At 38.8% G+C, this 18,123-nt stretch carries 20 protein-coding genes; 3 read left to right on the forward strand and 17 right to left on the reverse strand.

Annotation, left to right across the window (positions count from 1 at the left end; genetic code table 11):
- Window positions 1-22 precede the first annotated feature (22 nt).
- Window positions 23-754: a DUF3667 domain-containing protein gene (locus tag ASU31_RS01475; RefSeq protein ID WP_057930618.1), complete on the reverse strand. Its 732-nt coding sequence runs from the start codon at window positions 752-754 to the stop codon at window positions 23-25.
- 5 nt (window positions 755-759) lie between these two features.
- Entirely contained in the window at window positions 760-1,008 is a 249-nt protein-coding gene (locus tag ASU31_RS01480; protein WP_157257900.1) for a hypothetical protein, read from the reverse strand.
- Window positions 1,009-1,093: 85 nt separating this feature from the next.
- Between ASU31_RS01480 and ASU31_RS01485 the strand changes: the two genes are divergently transcribed.
- On the forward strand, window positions 1,094-1,852 hold the full coding sequence (locus ASU31_RS01485) for a response regulator transcription factor (protein WP_057930620.1): 759 nt from the start codon (window positions 1,094-1,096) through the stop codon (window positions 1,850-1,852).
- Window positions 1,853-1,925: 73 nt separating this feature from the next.
- Here the strand turns inward: ASU31_RS01485 and ASU31_RS01490 are convergent, their stop codons facing one another.
- Complete coding sequence (locus tag ASU31_RS01490) at window positions 1,926-2,666, reverse strand: SDR family NAD(P)-dependent oxidoreductase (RefSeq protein WP_057930621.1); 741 nt, start codon at window positions 2,664-2,666, stop codon at window positions 1,926-1,928.
- A gap of 92 nt (window positions 2,667-2,758) precedes the next feature.
- On the opposite strand from ASU31_RS01490, the gene ASU31_RS01495 reads away from it, so the two are divergent.
- Together ASU31_RS01495 and ASU31_RS01500 are read left to right on the forward strand one after the other, a co-directional pair.
- On the forward strand, window positions 2,759-3,151 hold the full coding sequence (locus ASU31_RS01495; RefSeq protein ID WP_057930622.1) for a winged helix-turn-helix transcriptional regulator: 393 nt from the start codon (window positions 2,759-2,761) through the stop codon (window positions 3,149-3,151).
- A 134-nt stretch (window positions 3,152-3,285) separates the two neighbouring features.
- The gene (locus ASU31_RS01500) at window positions 3,286-3,756 is read left to right on the forward strand and encodes a DinB family protein (RefSeq protein WP_057930623.1); all 471 of its coding nucleotides are present in this window, start codon (window positions 3,286-3,288) and stop codon (window positions 3,754-3,756) included.
- Window positions 3,757-4,096: 340 nt separating this feature from the next.
- Here the strand turns inward: ASU31_RS01500 and ASU31_RS01505 are convergent, their stop codons facing one another.
- From ASU31_RS01505 to ASU31_RS01570, 14 genes are all read right to left on the reverse strand, one after another.
- Window positions 4,097-5,065, reverse strand: a complete 969-nt coding sequence (locus ASU31_RS01505) for a helix-turn-helix transcriptional regulator (protein WP_057930624.1) — start codon at window positions 5,063-5,065, stop codon at window positions 4,097-4,099.
- 50 nt (window positions 5,066-5,115) lie between these two features.
- Window positions 5,116-5,721 (reverse strand): YdeI/OmpD-associated family protein, encoded by a 606-nt coding sequence (locus tag ASU31_RS01510; protein WP_057930625.1) that lies wholly within the window; start codon window positions 5,719-5,721, stop codon window positions 5,116-5,118.
- Between the two features lie 92 nt (window positions 5,722-5,813).
- Window positions 5,814-6,332 (reverse strand): DinB family protein, encoded by a 519-nt coding sequence (locus tag ASU31_RS01515; RefSeq protein WP_057930626.1) that lies wholly within the window; start codon window positions 6,330-6,332, stop codon window positions 5,814-5,816.
- Window positions 6,333-6,396: 64 nt separating this feature from the next.
- The gene (locus ASU31_RS01520; RefSeq protein ID WP_057930627.1) at window positions 6,397-6,885 is read right to left on the reverse strand and encodes a putative immunity protein; all 489 of its coding nucleotides are present in this window, start codon (window positions 6,883-6,885) and stop codon (window positions 6,397-6,399) included.
- A 27-nt stretch (window positions 6,886-6,912) separates the two neighbouring features.
- Window positions 6,913-9,399 carry a mechanosensitive ion channel domain-containing protein gene (locus tag ASU31_RS01525; protein ID WP_083505233.1) on the reverse strand — a complete coding sequence of 829 codons (2,487 nt, stop codon included), beginning with the start codon at window positions 9,397-9,399 and terminating at the stop codon, window positions 6,913-6,915.
- A 74-nt stretch (window positions 9,400-9,473) separates the two neighbouring features.
- The gene (locus ASU31_RS01530) at window positions 9,474-11,210 is read right to left on the reverse strand and encodes an STN and carboxypeptidase regulatory-like domain-containing protein (protein WP_057930628.1); all 1,737 of its coding nucleotides are present in this window, start codon (window positions 11,208-11,210) and stop codon (window positions 9,474-9,476) included.
- Complete coding sequence (locus ASU31_RS01535) at window positions 11,210-12,169, reverse strand: FecR family protein (protein ID WP_157257901.1); 960 nt, start codon at window positions 12,167-12,169, stop codon at window positions 11,210-11,212. Before ASU31_RS01535 ends, ASU31_RS01530 begins: the two co-directional genes overlap by 1 nt.
- A 10-nt stretch (window positions 12,170-12,179) precedes the next feature.
- Entirely contained in the window at window positions 12,180-12,764 is a 585-nt protein-coding gene (locus tag ASU31_RS01540; protein WP_057930630.1) for an RNA polymerase sigma-70 factor, read from the reverse strand.
- Between the two features lie 142 nt (window positions 12,765-12,906).
- Window positions 12,907-14,001 carry a hypothetical protein gene (locus ASU31_RS01545; protein ID WP_157257902.1) on the reverse strand — a complete coding sequence of 365 codons (1,095 nt, stop codon included), beginning with the start codon at window positions 13,999-14,001 and terminating at the stop codon, window positions 12,907-12,909.
- 184 nt (window positions 14,002-14,185) lie between these two features.
- Window positions 14,186-15,007: an alpha/beta fold hydrolase gene (locus ASU31_RS01550; protein ID WP_057930631.1), complete on the reverse strand. Its 822-nt coding sequence runs from the start codon at window positions 15,005-15,007 to the stop codon at window positions 14,186-14,188.
- A gap of 171 nt (window positions 15,008-15,178) precedes the next feature.
- A complete protein-coding gene (locus ASU31_RS01555) occupies window positions 15,179-15,973 on the reverse strand; it encodes an SDR family NAD(P)-dependent oxidoreductase (protein ID WP_057930632.1) in 795 nt (264 codons plus the stop codon).
- Window positions 15,974-16,166: 193 nt separating this feature from the next.
- A complete protein-coding gene (locus tag ASU31_RS01560; protein WP_057930633.1) occupies window positions 16,167-16,520 on the reverse strand; it encodes a hypothetical protein in 354 nt (117 codons plus the stop codon).
- 88 nt (window positions 16,521-16,608) lie between these two features.
- Entirely contained in the window at window positions 16,609-17,739 is a 1,131-nt protein-coding gene (locus tag ASU31_RS01565; protein ID WP_057930634.1) for a histidine kinase, read from the reverse strand.
- 6 nt (window positions 17,740-17,745) lie between these two features.
- Window positions 17,746-17,994, reverse strand: coding sequence for a hypothetical protein (locus ASU31_RS01570; protein WP_157257903.1), 249 nt, complete (start codon window positions 17,992-17,994; stop codon window positions 17,746-17,748).
- Between the last annotated feature and the right edge of the window lie 129 nt (window positions 17,995-18,123).

Genomic DNA, 18,123 nt, shown 5'->3' on the forward strand with positions numbered 1-18,123 from the left:
ATTGTAGAGATTTTACGAACGTTTAATGTTTCATCAATAAATCGATTGAAACGCCCAAAAATACTAACACAAAGCCAAATGTTAACATTCCCAAGCTATAAGCAATAATTGCTTTTAAGTAACTCGCCACTTTTTTCCCGTTAAAAAACTGAGCTATGGCCCATGTACTATAGACTGCCACTATAACACCCGAAACTTTCATGAAACTGATTTTACTAAGTCCTTCGGCAATCGCAAAAGCAGAAATGATTAACATGCCAATCCCCATAACAAAGCACAGTAGAATCAATATTTCGAAGAAGTTGTAGCTGTATTTTTTAAAAAACAGCTTTAACCACAAGGAAATGCAAACACCCATTAAAATATTGGCGTAACCATAATGCCCCTGTATCCAATCGAAAATTAAACCAATGCTTGTTTTTTTTACCTCCTTAAATTCAACATAACCTTCTTCAATATGGAAGAAATGACTAATTACTGTATAGATTAACGAGCTAACGATGATAAATATAACCGGCTTTACCAATCTACTCCGGTTCTCGGTAATGAATGTTCTGATATTTTGCCCAGGCCTGATGAGCAGTTCTTTTACGGTAAACAATATTCCTTTTTCGAAATGTAGAATATGTTGTATTTCATGTAAGATATAGTGCGCATCTACCCTTTTAACATGTGCCGGCTGACCACAACGGCCGCAGAAATCATCATTTACAACATGGCTGCAGTTTCTGCACTTTATTAGATCAGGATGCATATAATTTATTGATTAATATTTGTTGCATTACGTAATCTGATCTCATCATTTACCGATTTTAAAGAGATATAAATAGGCAACCAGGTGATGGGCAGCACCATTACTGGGATAAATAACACCAATTTTGCCTTGAGAAAAAACAAGGCTAGGGAAATAAGTACTCCAAATATGATAAATCCAATTAAGGCACCCTTTAACTTCGACCTGGTTTTATTCAATTCTGCCAGGCTTAATTCAGACCATTTTTTCATCATTCAAAATCTTTTCTGTAAAAGTGGGCACAAAAATATTTTCAACGACTACACTTTAGTGTAAATTTGCTATTAAGCCATCCCGTAAATGAAAAATAACATTACCTCCACTCTGCTGACTAAAAATAAGGTTGAAAAAATATCAGCCGAAGATCTTCAGCAGCAAGATTACATGGAAGCTATAAAAGCTTTTGCGCGCTTAACCTATGAAAGTGTGTATGTGATCGATTACGAAAAAATGGCGTTTGAGTATGTCTCAGAAAACCCTTTATTTTTAGGTGGTTATTCGCCTGAAGAGGTATTGGATTTAGGCTATGAATTTTATTTTAAAAATGTACCTGAAAAGGATCTCGTATTATTGAGTCTGATTAACGAAGCGGGATTTGATTTCTTTGCAAAATTGCCTGGTGGAGAAAAAAAACACTATAGCATTACTTACGATTTTCATCTGAAAAACCAGGAAGGTAAATCCACGTTGATTAACCATAAACTGACCCCCTTATTTTTAACCGGCGAAGGAAAGTTGTGGAAAGCGATGTGTATTGTCTCTATTTCGCACCATCAGCAGGCAGGTAATATCTGTATTTACAAACAAGGTAGCGATGAGTTGTGGGCGTTAAATATCGAAAGTAAAATCTGGCAGAAATCAGAGAAACCAAAACTCAGCAAAAGGGAAATCGAAATATTGCAACTACATGCCCAAGGTTTAACCATTAACCAAATTGCCAAAAAAATATTTGTCGCTCCTGATACCGTAAAGTATTATAGGCGACGGATTTTTGAACGATTGGAAGTGACTAACATGGTTGAAGCACTTTCGCGTGCAGTCAACAGCAAGATGATTTAGTCTCATCCATTTTTTACAATATTTTGGTCGGGCCTTGCCTCCCGACCAAAGCCAGGCTTCATTAGCGATCGGTTTAAGCGTTCAACCCACCATCGATTGTTAAAAACGAGCCAGTGATGTACCTAGCTTCTTCGCTTGCAATAAAGCTTACAAATGATGCAATATCTTCTACAGTACCATAATCTGGCAAAGCCATACGGGTTCTCAAGAAATCAGCTAACGGTGCATCTGCGGGATTCATATCGGTATTGATTGGTCCGGGCTGAATCAGGTTTACCGTAATTTTTCGGGCACCAAGATCGCGTGCTAAACCGCGTGTAAAACCCTGAAGTGCCGATTTGCTCATGGTATACAAAGTAGTTTCAGGACCAACCGCGTTATCACCCATATTGCTACCAATGGTAATGATCCGGCCACCTTCGGGCATGCCTTTTACCGCAGCCAAAGCGGCCACAAAAACTGCTTGTACATTAACGGCCATAATTTCGTTGTAATCTTCAAGGGTATGTTCTTCAAATGCTTTGCCAATGTAAATACCGGCATTATTGATCAGGATATCAATGTGACCAAAATCGGCAATTGTTTTAGCCACCGCGCCAGTTACTTCAGCTGGTACGGTACTGCTTGCTTTTAATGCCACAGCAAGCCCACCCGCAGCTTCAACCTCAGCCACTACGGCTGAAGCTTTTTCTGGTGAATTTGCATATGTAAATACCACTTTTGCACCTTCAGCAGCCAATCTTTTTACAATCGCTGCACCTATGCCCCGGCTTCCTCCGGTTACCAACGCAATTTTATCTGTTAATTTTTTCATCTGTATTTTTTAAATTTTATGCTAAAGTAAAAGAGATACTTTACATTTGCAGGTAAGCAACAAATTGTTAGGTACTAACAAAAAAGTAAGAAATGAGAAAAGAAACATCAACGAATGCTTTGAACGAAAAAATGATGATCGACAGCTGTGGCATGTCCTCATCGCTAGCGGTAATCGGCGGAAGGTGGAAACCCGCTATATTGTGTCGCCTTTCTTATGGCACCATGCGCTATGGCGAGCTTAAAAAAGACATTATTGGCATATCAGAACGGATGTTGGTGGCGCAGTTAAGAGAACTGGAGAAAGACCAGATCATTACCCGGGTTGTTTTTCCAGAGGTACCGCCAAGAGTAGAATATCGCCTAACCGATTTGGGCCGTACCATGAAACCAATGCTGGATGCGATGTCTGACTGGGGCAATATGTATCGGAAGCATATCAACCAAACACAAGATTTATCCGTTACTATAGCACTGGAGCAGTAAAAGAATCTTGATATCCTGCTTACCAGATTCTAAAAAATAGAAATTTTAATAAAAAAATAACACGCTGTTTTTCGACTGACAAACAGCTGTCATAGGCCTGTCTTAGTTTTGTTTTATTAAATTAATATAACAAGATGTCAGCAACTATGATTACTAAAAGCGAATTACTACAGCATTGGTTAGGCCACAGAAAACTAACCAGAAAAACCATTGAAAAATTTCCCGAGAAAGAATTATTCGAATTTTCTGTAGGTGGAATGAGGCCTTTTTCTTCATTAATTAAAGAGTTGTTATCAATTAATGTTCCTGGTTTAAAAGAAATGGTTACCAGAGAAACAGCGCCTTTTAGTCATGATCTTCCACTGAATACCAAGGAAGAGCTACTAGCAAAATGGGATGAGGATACCCCAAAAATTGTGGAGTACTTTAACCAGATCTCCGAAGATCAGCTTCACGAAACCATTAAATTATTCGGGCAGTATGAGTTTTCGATAATTAGTCACCTTTTGTATTTCATTGATAACGAAATACACCACCGCGGACAAGGTTTTGTATACTTAAGGGCCTTAGGTATTGAGCCTCCATTTTTCTGGGACCGTTATTAAAAAAGCAAGAGACTGTATCATAAAGGCTATTTCACCTCAGATGCTGTCATGTTGTCCAAAGGACTCCTATGGAGAGCCTGTCGAAACACCTTATGAGGTATTTAAATAAGTCCTTCGACAGGCTATCAATGACAGCGTCCAGTAGGGTGGTCGTCATTGCGAGAAGGCTTTTTCAGCCGACGAAGCAATCTTTCTAGCAAGGATGGCTAGCAGGAAAGATTGCTTCGTCGTTCCTTCTCGCAATGACGATATTTTGAGACAATTTATCTCCATTAACATTTCCTGTCATTTATATTAATTTTTATAAAATAAATTATCCTTTAGAATGACAATTCTATATTTATGATATGGCCGCTTTGTTTTTTAATCTCTTCAAACCAGATTCCATTATTTCAATCAGCTCGTTGTTTAAATGGGCTGGTTCTATAATTTCAGCAACATCAACAAATTTCACAAACCAGCGTACAAAAGAAACTTCAGAAAGGGAACTGTCGAAATACATGATCACAAAATCATCTGAAATTTCTTCGCCTGTAAATCCGAAAATCTGTCGTTCCCAATATAAAAAATGTGCATACTTCCGGTCTACCCTAATTTCGACTTTCATCATATTTTCAGATAGACTTTTATCCCTGAATTCGTTAATTGGTGGGTGTGTAATGGTGAAGTTTTCTTCAAGTACCAAAACTTTTTTAATCCTGTCTAACCTAAAATTGCGGTAATCTTTTCTTAAATGGCAATAGGCTAAAAGATACCAAAGACTGTGTTCGTAGAATACACCGATTGGCTCTACAGATCTGCCAACCGTATGAATATCGCCGCTTTTGAGGTAATCGATATGGGTTATTTTTTTTCTTAAAGTACTGTTGAGTAAAACATCGATAATGTTAGGCAGGTAATCATTAGATTTAAAATCGTTTTTAAGATGTATGGTATCTTCTAAATGCAGGAAATCTCTTTTTTGATTCACCTGAAAAGAGCTTTTTATTTTGATAAGTGCTGCCTCAAAATGTTTTTTAACAAATTGGGTTTCATGTTTCTGCATCACTTTTTCGGCAACCATTAAACTGAGAATTTCTTCCTGGCTAAACCTTGATGGCTGCAGCCTAAACCCTTCCATAATCGAATAACCAGATCCTAATTCATTTAGGATCGGAATACCGGCAATCTCCAGGGCTTTTAAATCCCTGTAAATCGTTCTTAAACTGATTTCGAACCGCTTTTGTAATTCATCTGTAGTGACTACGGATTTAGATTGCAGCAGAAAAAATATCTGTAGTATCCGGTCAAATCTTTTGGTAATATCCATTTTAAAAATGTAGGTATTTAATTAAACAGCTAAGTTAGATTGTTTGCCTCCTAGCGGAGAAATTGCTTTGGCAATACGTTTTCTGATGAGGATTTTACAAGTTCAAGAATTCTGTTTTGCCGGGTTTCTGCTTTTTTTGCCATTACGATCCACTGTAAGATGGCTTTCTTAGCAGATTTACTTAGGCCAAGAAAAAAAATCTTTGCGTCTTTACTGTTTTTAAATTCTAAGGCTAAATCTTTAGGTATTTTAAGTGTTTCTACTGCATCTAAAGCTACCCATGCCCCATTTTGTTTGGCCTTTTTAATGGCTTCTAAACCTGCTTTTGCGATAAGTTTTTGTGCCAACAGGCGTTTTACCTTTTCCTTATTGATTTTCGACCAAACGCTATTGGCTTTCCGTTTACAGAAAAACTGCATAAACGTGTCGCTATCTATCGACTTTTTTAAACTGTCTATCCAACCGAAACAAAGGGCCTCATCTACAGCTTCGCTCCAGGTAATGCTAGACAAGCCAGAACCTTTCTTGCTATAAACAAGCCAAACCGACGATTTAGAATCGTGATGCTCCATCAGCCAGTTCCGCCATTCTTCAACGCTGCCCGGACGAAAAGTTTCTATATCCTTTACTTTGTTTTCCGCTATTTCGCAATCCATAAAATAATTTTCCTGAACAGATTGTACATAAATTATTTAAACTATGCAGCAAATTTAGCAGGTAGAGTGACAACCCTATGGCAGTCGCGATTTTAAACTTCTTTAGAATTCTTCACTACTGCTACGGTAACCATCAATTGCCCTACATGGCGCATGGTATGCTCTGCTGCATGGAACAACAAGCCGATAACAGTTGAAGGGAGTCCGGCGCGACCTACGCCTCTATAATCGGGCAATGTGTTTGCATCTGTACTTTTGATCTGCGCTAATGCAAGATCTACCTGTTTGTTGAAACGGTTAACAAGATCTGCCACGGTATATCCCGCTGCCGAATCTTTACCCTCTTCAGCCAACTGGGCAAACTGAAATTCAGAAAGACCTTCTGCCCTGGCATAAGTAAATACCCGATCAAGCACTCCACTTAAATGCTGAAGATGAAAGCCTGTAGATGCCATTCCGGCGGGGCGTTGCCAAAGCAGTTCGATTGGGAATTCGACCATATACTCATTAATCTCTTCTCTTGCTTGTAATAAGGCATGTGCTACCGGCTGTAACATCGGAATAATTTCAGGTAGTGGCCCTCTTTGCCAAACTTCTAATTGTTGCGCCATTGATATTTATTTTTAAAATTTTAAATACGATTTAAGGAAACCATTACCTTAATTAAAACATTTTTTATTCGGCTTGAGGCTCTTCTCCTTCCATGGCTATTATCTTTTTTAATGTTTCCAATTGCCAGATACGTTCGGCTTTAATCCGATTTAAATCTTTATCGAAGGCTAGGCCAATAGTTTTAATTGCGTAATCAGCGCATACCATAGCATGCTCCCTCATGTGCCCAACACCTACCGCCTGACCGGCCGTTCGAATGGCATTTTTCATCACCTCTGCGTTACACGCCCGGGCAAGCTCATGAATTCTGAAACCTGCCTGTCTAACCTCGTGAACACTTGCTTTTCCAACTTGCCAACGTTTATTTATTTCGAATCCGATTTCAATAATGGATAAATCTATATTTTCATCTGGCACACAGGTTAATACATTTTTGGCACACTTAATTGCCCACTTTGATAGAGAAACCTGATCTGTTTTCTCGTAAATATTATCAATTTCAGCCCTTAGATCGCTATCATCAACTATTTTAATTTTAGATATAGTCGGCATAAATTTTAATGTATTTTAATCCATTTTTTATTCGGTTTGGGGTTCTTCTCCTTCCTTGTTGGGATAGAACAGGTGTACATCCTGACGTGGAAAAGGAATGGAAATGTTATTGGCGTTGAATGCCTCAGAAATGGCCACAATCAGGTCGCTTCGGATTGCATAGGCTTCGCGGATGTGTTTCGCCCAGAAATAAATCTTTAAATCGATAGTACTTGCGCCAAACTGTTCATATTGCACTACTGGCCCTGGGTTTTTATTTATCCGTTGTTCGGCATCCAATACCTCGACAATTATACGCCTGCATTTTTCTAAGTCGGAATTGTAAGCAATGCCGAGCACTATGGCTACTCTTTTACGGTTTCCGGCCAGCGACCAGTTAACCAAGTGCGAATTTAAAAGGTCTCCGTTGGGCATTACCACATCAGCACCATCCCAGGTAGAGATTACACTACTTCTAAAACCGATCGATTTCATCGTGCCTCCCTGGCCATCAACATCAACGATATCGCCAACATTCACCGGCTTTTCAAAAGCAATGATCAGGCCACTTACCAGGTTGTTCACCAGCGTTTGCAAACCAAAACCAATACCAACACCAAGTGCTCCAAGTACAATGGTAATCCGATCCATCGGGATACCTGCAGCTGCAATTGCTAAAAATAAGCCAATGCTCAGGATAAAAATCCTGACCAATAAAATCCAGCTGCCAAGTCCACGTTTTTTTTGCTTACTATCTTTATCAGCCGCTAAGTGCTCATCAGACGCAAAGAAAGAGACAATTTTAGAGACCAATACCGAAATAGCCATTATGGCCACAAACAGTACTAAACCATTAATGCTAAAGGTATAATTACCAATCGTTCTATCCTGACTAAAGAAATTACCGAGGGGCTTTGCAAGATATTCGAAAGCAGGAAAGTTACGGCCCATTAAAATTAACCAACCAAATACCAGCAACACATAAAGTAGTAATGGTGCTTTTTTTCCTACGCGCTCAAAATTGAGATAGAAAAGTTTCTTGTCCTGAACGGTATATACATCAAATGCCAATAACAAACCTTCATTAATAAACCTTACTACCCATAAAAAAAGAATAGCGATAACCACATTCAGATAACCACCAATAAAAAGTGTTTTGGAAAGGTTATAGCGACCAAATATATTGGCAAAAACAGCAAATACTTCAAGCAGCACCATAAAGCCTATGGAGTACATAATCCATTTTTCCCTAAGTTCCTGTTGCTTTTTCTGTAAGAGTATGATAAGACCTGATACTACGCCAATAACAGCTGCAATCAATATAAACCAACGCTCTGTTCTGGAAGCCTGCAAAATCAAATTATCAGCCGCAGCCAAAATAAAAAACAGCACCATAATGCCCCATACACGAAGCCAATATTTTGAAATATACCCTTTAAAAATGATGGTTAGACAAATACATGAGATTAACCACAGTAAAACACTGAGAATAAAGGGAGGTGATATAAAGATGAACTGAAAGAGACTGAGCACTAGCAGTATTGCAGATGCCAGCGGGTAGCGCAATACAAGCTGGCCCTCGAAATCCGCTTTTAAAAGTTCTCTTGAAGTATATATCCGCTTTAGCGAGCGAAGGTATATAAACGAAATAGCTATTAGCAAAAACAATATGAGTAGTTTGCCCGAATTGTTTTCGGAATAAAAGCCCAGCGTGAGTAAACCTTTTATTTTAGAGAAGTTTAAAATTTCGTCAAATGGCCTATAAAAACCTGCCGGCTCCCAAATATTACCAAAATCTCTCCCAAAGGCATTATAAGCCATTTTACGTTGATAGATATCAATTTCATCAAGACTTACCTGAAGGCTTGACACTTCTAAATTAACCTGGTTAAGAAGTGTTTGGATATTTCCGCTGGCCTGTTTAAGGGCGGTATCAATGGGTGCTATTTCGTAGGCAACAACTGAAATTTTCTTTAGGTAGCCCATCAATTCTAAAGAATCTGTGGGAAACTTAAATAGTGCAGGTACGCTCGAAAGAGAATCTAAACGATAACGGAAATTATTGAGCTCCTGTTGCCGCAAATCAAGACCCGTTTTCCTTACTTTGGCTTTATTAAGCAGTTCATTTATAATCTTTGAGGTAGCAGTAAGGTTTCTAAAAGTCTGAGCGGTTCCTTTATTGGTAAAAACACCATCTCCGGCGAGCATAAAATCTTTCTTTATCTGCTCCAATTCGGCTTTTGTTCCTACAGTATCCACACTTGTTTTCAGATACATTTTTGCTTTTTGCATCACCGTTCTGATTTCATCGAAGATTTTGGTCTGCGCGAGTGTAGCTTTATCGGCTTCGAATTCGCCTTTGCTCTTTATGGCAGCCCTACGGCCAAACTCCTGCATTTTGGCCACGAATCCTTTTTTGGTGCTATCTGTTAATGCACCAAGTGGCGTACTATCTTGTTTTTGAGCCCGAACGGCAAAGCAGATCAGCAGGCAAACACCCACCAACAAATAAGTACGATAAATTTTCAAAGGCATAAGCAAAATGAACTTAATCAATATTACAGAAAATGCCCCGTAATTCAAACAACGAAGCCAGCAAAACACCGCGCTTACAACGAAACACTAAGGCCAAAGTTCCAGCCTAACCAACCTTGTGCACCGTTTTTAAAATGATGGCTCCAGGCAGGTGCCACTTCCTTTTTATAATTTTCGCCAGGAATTGCTTCTCCCTTCACGTAATACGAGTATGCAGGTCCTGCAAAAATAGTAAGCCTCGACAAAGCGTTAAACTGCAGATTTGCCTGTAGCCTGTAGAGGCTGTTTGCTTCTTCAACATTGCCGAGATATATGGATTGGATCGTTCCTTCGGCAGAGATAGCAAAACGTTTGTTTAAGATAAAATCATGACCAAGGCCTAATCCAAAAGTAAATGTCCGGGCAGTATCAGAAAAATTTTTGCCTGCAATTAATAAGGTATATAATTTGGCATTTCCGGTTTTAAAGGCAATGTTGGTATTGATTACCTCATTGCTATATACCATTATTTTACGGTAGCCATTATTGGATAAATTAATCAAACCGATACTAATACCCGATGATGAATCGGCCAGATTTACCACACCCAATTGAAAGCCGTTCATATTTTTAGCTTGGTTAACCAATCCGGCAAGCTGCATGCCCTTTAAACGGCCTGAGGTTTTATTCAATACACCTGCCAGCTGAACCCCTGTGGTATTTTTGCTCACATTAATTAGTCCGGCTACCTGCGCACCTTTAACATCTTTGCCCGCAAGATTGCCCACCCCGGCCAGTTGCAGTCCTCTTACCTTACTTTCTACCCTGTTTAACAAACCGGCCACCTGCAAACCATCTACATTCATATTTACATCGTTGTAAGCACCCGAAAATTGAGTACCTTTTACTGATCCGCCCACTACATTGAACAAGCCAGCTACCTGAATCTTTTTAATATCACCTTTGGTTAAATTAAACGCACCCGCTATTTCAAAGCCATTTGTTCCGGCAGTATAACCACCAAGTATATTTAAAGATGCCTTGTTTACTACACTAGAACTCATGCTGCCATGCGAACTTAAGCCAGGGGTAAACGATGCCTGAAAAGGTGTCTGCGCCAAAAAATCAGGAATATTCAGGTTTTGGATACGTTGCTTAGAAGAGAGCAAAAAACGCCATATGCCCCGCCCTCCAAAGGTGTTGGTAAAAAATGCCCCTTTCTCTTTGTCTGGATCTTCGTATTTCTCAGGTTTTATATTGATATCAGCCAGGAAAACCAAGGCTGTATCGCGATAGGTTTCTTTACTTGCCGTTAAAATTACGCCACTGTGCTCGCCCCTAAAACGCAATGTAAAATAACCATTGTTATCTGTAAGCGCAGCCTGCAACAGCTTTTTTTCGTAAACACTGGCCTGTTTAACTTTATTTCCGGTTCTGGTATCAATCACATAACCGCTTATTGCATATTCATTATCGCCATTGGCAATGTGCTCTGCTTCTATTGTTAAATGATTTACGGCATAGCGAAGAATAATGTATTCGGCATTTTCTTTATAATCTACCTTGCCATCAAATAGCTGATCTAACACTTCACGTACCGGAACATTCTTTACATTCAGGCTAACCAGACTATCCTGCCTGAACAGCACACCGTTATAAGAAAAATAGAATCCACCAGCTTTGCTTAACATCTGCAAAACATTGCCAACCTTTTCTTGCTTAACATTTAGGCTTACTCCTTTGGATAAATTCCTTCTATAATCGACTGTGGTAACCTGTGCTGTACAATAGCCCGAAATAAAGAGTAATAAAATAATTAGTCTTGTCTTCATTATTTTTTAGCAGACAACAAAAGGGTGTTGCCGTTACGGGATAACTGTAAATTTAAGGTTTGGCAGATAATCTCAAGGTTCTGGTTTATCGAGCCCATTTTTAAAGTGGTATTGATGGTTAAGCCTTTAATCTTTTCATCCAAAGTGATGTTGCTTCCATAAGCCTCATTCAAAGTAATTACCAGTTTGGATAAAGGAATATTATTCGCCTGAAACAGATTGCTACGATAATAGTTGTAAAGCTGATCTGTACTTTGTTCTTTTACCAGTTTACGGGTATTGCCATTAATGATAATTTTTTCGCCCTTATAAAGTTTAACTTCGTCATTGGCCAGGCGAACCTTCACAATTCCGGTTTCTACATTAATTTCGGTATCCTTTTTTATATGTTTAATGTTGAACGAGGTACCCACTACTTCTACACTTATCTTATCGATATCGATTACAAAAGGATGCGTTTTATCTTTCGCTACATCAAAAAACACATCACCTTGTTCCAATTTCAGTTTTCTGTTGTTTTTAAAGTTAGCGGCATAACTTATTTTGGTATTCTTGTTTAAGGTCAACGCCGATCCATCTGGTAAGGTCTCGGTACGAACCTGAGCGGTAGCCGTGAGTTCAGTATATTTTCCAGGACCGTATAAACTGTATGCAATCCATCCGCCCAGGGCAATAAACAATACCGCAGCAATCCTTAGCCACACTTTACCGGCATTTAAAGGCCTGATGTTTTCGTCCTGTAGTTTTAAATCCGCTCTTCTCGCCTTAAAACTTGTCCATGCCTGTTCTTCGTCCCTTTTGCTTTCGTTTTTTAGGGTGTTGCTTACCTGCCAGATGGTTTCTAACTGCGTAAAATGCTTTTTATTGGCCTCGGCAGCATTTAGCCACTTTTCTACCATCTCGTTTTCTTCTATAGTACTTTCTTTTAGAAGAACCTTTATCAATAATTCATCAGTCATGCGCTTTCTTCTAATTAAAAAAATCGTTGTAATACCATAATCCAAGTAAAATAAACACCAGGAAATCAGCCAGCTTTAGTCTTAAAATCCTTAAGGCCTTCCCCATCTGGTTTTCTACCGTTTTAATTGATAGACCTAAGTGATCGGCAATTTCGCGGTATTTCAATTCTTCGAACCTGCTCATTTGAAAAATGGTGCGGCATTGCTCTGGTAATTGGTTCAGGGCATCTCTTAAATGCCGTTGTAGTTCTGTAAATTCGACTTTTGCAGCGGCAGGTTCGTGTTCTGTATTCATGGTGTGTACCGTAAATTCCTGGTATTTGCTTTTGGTTTTTTCCTGTTTAATATAGTTTAAACTATCGTTGTAAACACATTTATATAGGTATGCTTTTACAGATTGTATTTTAAGGCTTTCTCTTTTTTCCCAAAACTTCAAGAACATTCCCTGTACAATTTCTTCAGCAACATCTTCATCCTTTAAAATCACCTGAGCATAAGCATGCAGCGCATTGTAATGCGTTTTGAACAAATGTTCAAATGCGGTATCATCATAATATTGATGGCTAATTTCGGAAGCTAATGCTGTTAATTCCACGGATTTAATTGTAGTCAAATATATGTTTATTAATTTTTGAATTTTGAATAAGGGAATGACTGAAGGATGAAATGATAGAATGACCGAATGTTAGCTAGTGCACAAATCAATCATTCAAAACTCACTCATTCAATCATTTATCTTAAAAACTAATGGCCATACCACCTGTATAACCTAAAAATAGGGCGTGTAAGGTATTATCTTTTCTATCCCAGCTTTTGATGTAGTGTTTCTGTAAGGTTTTTCCCTCTTCGGTATTGGTTGATACAAAATTGAACGACGGACCAGCAAAAATTTCTAAATTTTGGCCTATCCTAAGCGATGGCAGTAACTGAAAGGTAGATTTGAAATAATTGCCCCGTTTAAAGTTTTGTAATGAACTCCCGGTAAGCTCTGCATTTAACCTAAAGTGTTCTGATTGAAAAAAATGAGCTCCTAAACCAGCCTCGAAAGCATAAACTTCATCTTTATTTTTAAAGTTATAACCAGCGCCGATAATACCATATAATACTTTACCGCCCGATCTGAATGTAGCCATGGTGGTTAAATTCTGGTTGGTGGTTAAGGCAATACTTTTCTCACCGTTTTTAACAATATTGATAATCCCAATCGGATAATCGCTGCTATCGGCCACGTTAATAAAACCGGCAAGCTGAACGCCTTTCACTTTTTTTGCCACATTGATAAAACCTGCGATCTGCGAACCTTTTACATCGGCAGCTTTATTCATAAAACCTCCAATCTGCACGGCAGAAACGTTTTTCGAAGTCCAGTTCATAAAACCAGCTACCTGCGCACCACTATTTTCTTTTGAGATGTTGGCGAAACCTGCAATAGCGGCCCCATTCCCTCCACCATAAGTATTGATAAAACCTGCAAACTGTGCCCCACTTGCTTTGCCGCCAATGTGGTTAGAAAAACCTGCGAACTGTGTACCGCTTGCATTTTTACGCACAATATTGGAAAGGCCTGCGAATGAGAGTCCTTTTTCTGCTGCCGAAACACCAACCAAAACGTTTAAAGAAAATACATTTGTATCTAACACTGCATGGGTTCCGTTTGTGCTTACCGGATATAAAAACCCAATATTTGCTTTACCTTTTTTGCTTTCTTGTGCAAAACCATTTAAACCTGTGCTTAATAATATCGCTAAACCCAATGCTTTAACACCAGATGCTTTTTTGAAGTTGATGCTTGTTGCGAAGCTGTTTTTAATTTTTGTCGAAGTTGTATTCATTTCTGTCTAATTTTAAAATGAGACAACAAATACAACACTTACCCCTACGTGCAGCAAAAAAATATTTCTTTGCACGCCAATTCCTATGTTACGCAGGTTTAAACCAATTTAAACCAAAATAAAAAGCCTCGAAATTTACATTTCAAGGCTAGGTTATATTATAAAATTGAAAAATCTTTTCGGTTTATGATCTGATAAAAGCCAACAGGTCTTTATTTATAGTTGCCGCTTCGGTGGTTGGCATACCATGAGGGAAACCAGGATACGAGATCAGGGTTCCATTTTTTAAGAGTTTAACAGCTTTTGCTCCTGTAAGCGGGAAAGGAACAATCTGATCATCTTCGCCATGCATTACCAATACAGGTACATCTACACTTTTAAGGTCTTCGGTAAAATCAGTTTCAGAAAAAGCTTTAATACAATCGTAATGTGCTTTTACACCACCCATCATGCCCTGGCGCCACCAGTTATCTCTAACTCCCTGCGATATTTTTGCGCCCTCGCGGTTATATCCATAAAAGGGTATGGTAAAATCCTGAAAATATTGCGGTCTGTTAAAAGCTGTGCCTTCACGAATTTCGTCAAATACAGCAAGTGGAATGCCATCAGGATTATTTTCGTTCTGTACCATTATCGGTGTAACAGCACTAATTAACACGGCTTTGGCTACGCGGCCTTTCCCATGTTTTGCCACATAACGAATCACCTCTCCACCGCCCGTAGAGTGGCCAATGTGTATAGCATCTTTCAAATCAAGTGCCTTTGTAAGTTCCGCCACATCAGCGGCATAAGTATCCATTTCATGTCCATCTGCAGTTTGGCTCGACCGTCCATGTCCGCGGCGATCATGTGCGATAACCCTAAAACCTTGTTTAAGGAAAAACATCATCTGTCCATCCCAATCATCACCAGATAATGGCCAACCGTGATGAAAAAAAAGTGGCTGTCCGGTTCCCCAGTCTTTGTAATAAATTTCGGTTCCGTCTTTTACTGTAATCTTACTCATTGCTTTTGATTTTAGTAGTTAAAAAATTCTGGATTTGCGCGTTAAAATGATTCTTGAATGAGTCACCCCATGAAAACTAAGGAGTAATATTAAAAGCCTTTTTTAAAACTTAAAAATAATAAATTAAAAGCTCAATAGCCTAATATGCCCCCATAAATTATCCATAACATGTTACAATATCGATCTCACTAACCCACCTTCTACCCTAATGGCAGCCCCATTGGTTCCTGAGGCTAACGGACTTACGTAAAAAGTAACTGCGTTTGCAATTTCACTCACATCAAGAAAGCGTTGCAGTAAGGAAGTAGGCCGCATGTTTTTGAAGAAATCGGCTTCTACCTCAGCAATAGTAATATTTCCATTTTTAGCTAAATCTTCAATAAAACCACCTACCCCTTTTGATTTGGTGGGGCCTGGTAAAATAGAATTAACGGTTACCCCGGTACCTTGGGTTAATTCTGCCAAGCCCCGGCTAACTGCCAGCTGTGCAGTTTTGGTCATGCCATAGTGGATCATTTCATCCGGGATAAACACGGCCGATTCGCTGGATATAAAGATAATCCTGCCCCAATTTTTCTTTAACATTTTAGGGAATAGCTGCCGCGACAACCTAATTCCGCTCATTACGTTGACTTCGAAAAACCTAAACCAATCTTCATCACTGATCTCTTCAAAAGCTTTAGGTTCAAAAATGCCTGCGTTATTGATCAGTATATCTATCTCCGGAAGTTTATCTATCAGGCTACTTACTTCATCTGCTTTCGAAAAATCAGCAGCTATTCCTGAAATAAATTCTTTCCCGGCAATACCTTGCAACGATTTGACTGCATCATTTACACTGCTTTGCGACCGACCATTAATTATCACTTTAACACCTTCTTTTAATAAACTTTCGGCAATTGCGAATCCGATACCTGCAGTAGAGCCGCTTATAAAAGCTGTTTTATGCTTTAACTGTAAATCCATTTTTTGATTTTTAAATAATGTTTACGATAAAATTTCATTGCTACGTGCATAATATAAATTGAACAATTTTCTAGCTAAAAATTGTCATAGAAATATGCTAAAATTCAATTGCGTGCCTTGGGCAATCTGGGCACTATTTTAGAACAAGCAGAGCGCCAAAAAAAAGGACAAAGGATTTTAAATATTATTTACCCTATTGTTTTACAGCCTTAAACTGCGTGGATAGGAGTGCTCCTCCAAGTGCAGCCGTAAGAAAAATACCTTCGAAAATCAATAATCTTTTTTTCTTCTTAAAGCCGCGGTAAAAGGTATGTGCTGCAATAACTCCCAGGCCAAAAAACTCTATATCTCTTTGTACCCTTTTCGACGAATCTTTACTTTTAATCAGCACAACGCGCAATAATTTATCAATTAAACTGATGTTTTTAGAAACACCTTTTCTAATCTGTGCCTTACTTGCCGAAGCGCCCAATTTCTTAGCCGCAGTTTGTAATCCTGTAGTGGTGATCTCGTTAATCAAATGTGTTTTAGTATCTTTTTTTTCCATATCGCTTTCGGTAGGTTCTATTATTTCAACCCAACTTAACAGGATATGGTTTTGATTATTTGAGAATGATGTGGCCAGCCATTGTTATTTACGATAGGATAACCAAATCAATATCCTTCATCGCCAGATTCTTCAGTAAACCATTAAATACTGCAGTACGCAGAATGACCTGGAAAATATTAAGATGGGGTTTCCCAATACAAATGGTGGTAATTTCTTTCTCGTTTGCAATATCAATGATGGTTTTGGTTATGGCATTACTCTTTATCTTGATCACTTCAGCCCCAAGCTCGGTAGCCAGTTTAAAATGATTAATCAAATAACGTTGCTTATCGAGTTTAATACGTTCCATGCTTTCACTATCACTCTGCACATAAAGTACAATCCATGGCGATCGGTAATAAGAAGCCAATCTTGCTGTTTTCCTGATCACTATCCCTGCAGTTTCGGCGTTAGAAGAAATACAGGCTAAAAAACGTTCGGGCCGAAGTTTAATTGATTTTGGGATTTCGGTCTGAATTTTCCGTTCTACCTGGTGCACCACCTCTTTTAAGGCCAGTTCACGCAGCTGAAGGATTTTATCGGACTGAAAAAAATTGCCCAATGCCCTTTCAATTTTTGATTGATCGTAAATTTTGCCTTCTTTAAGGCGGGTAACCAATTCGTCAGCAGTAAGGTCGATATTTACGATTTCATCGGCAATTTCCAATATCTTATCCGGGATACGTTCGGTAACAGCGATGCCTGTAATCTGCTCAATTTCCTCATTAATGCTTTCCAGGTGCTGAATATTTACAGCCGAGATCACGCTGATCCCTGCTTCGAGCAAATCGAAAACATCTTGCCAGCGTTTGGTATTTTTGCTGCCTTCAGCATTGGTATGCGCAAGTTCATCTACAATAACAATCTCAGGATGGCGGTTCATAATTCCTTTAAGATCCATCTCTTCAATTTCCTTACCCCGATAAAAAATCTTGCGTCTTGGAATAACAGGAAGGCCTGCAACAAGGGCTTCTGTTTCTGCTCTTTTATGGGTTTCAACATAGCCGATACAAATGTCTACTCCATTCCGTAGCAAGGCATGCGATTCCTGGAGCATACGGTAAGTTTTACCCACACCGGCACTCATGCCGATATAGATCTTGAGCTTTCCGCGCCTTAATTTTTTAACCAGATCCAAAAAGTGCCTGACCGATTCTTCTTTTTGTTCTTCTTCCATGATGTTTTACCAGGTAACAGTCATTATTCCATTTTCTATCAATATGGTGATGGCAACAACCATAACAAGGGTGAATAATACCATCATAAATTTAAGTGAAATCTTTCTGGAAATCAGTTTAAAGTATTTTTCAGTAGCATAACTTTTTTTGATAGCAGATGTTCTTTTCCTTTTTAATGAGCTTAATTTTCTCATCATTAACATTCCAAGGAATGCTAAAAACAGACTGAACAATATTTCTATGTAAGGATGCATTGTTTTAATATTAAAATTATACTAATCTGTCACGTTGAGCCTGTCGAAACGCTTTACCATACATTTGGCTAGTCCTTCGACAAGCTCAGGATGACAAATCTTAATGAGTATCGTCATTACCAATTAAGT

Origin of the sequence: Pedobacter ginsenosidimutans, assembly GCF_001442625.1 — a bacterium.
Taxonomy (GTDB): domain Bacteria; phylum Bacteroidota; class Bacteroidia; order Sphingobacteriales; family Sphingobacteriaceae; genus Pedobacter; species Pedobacter ginsenosidimutans.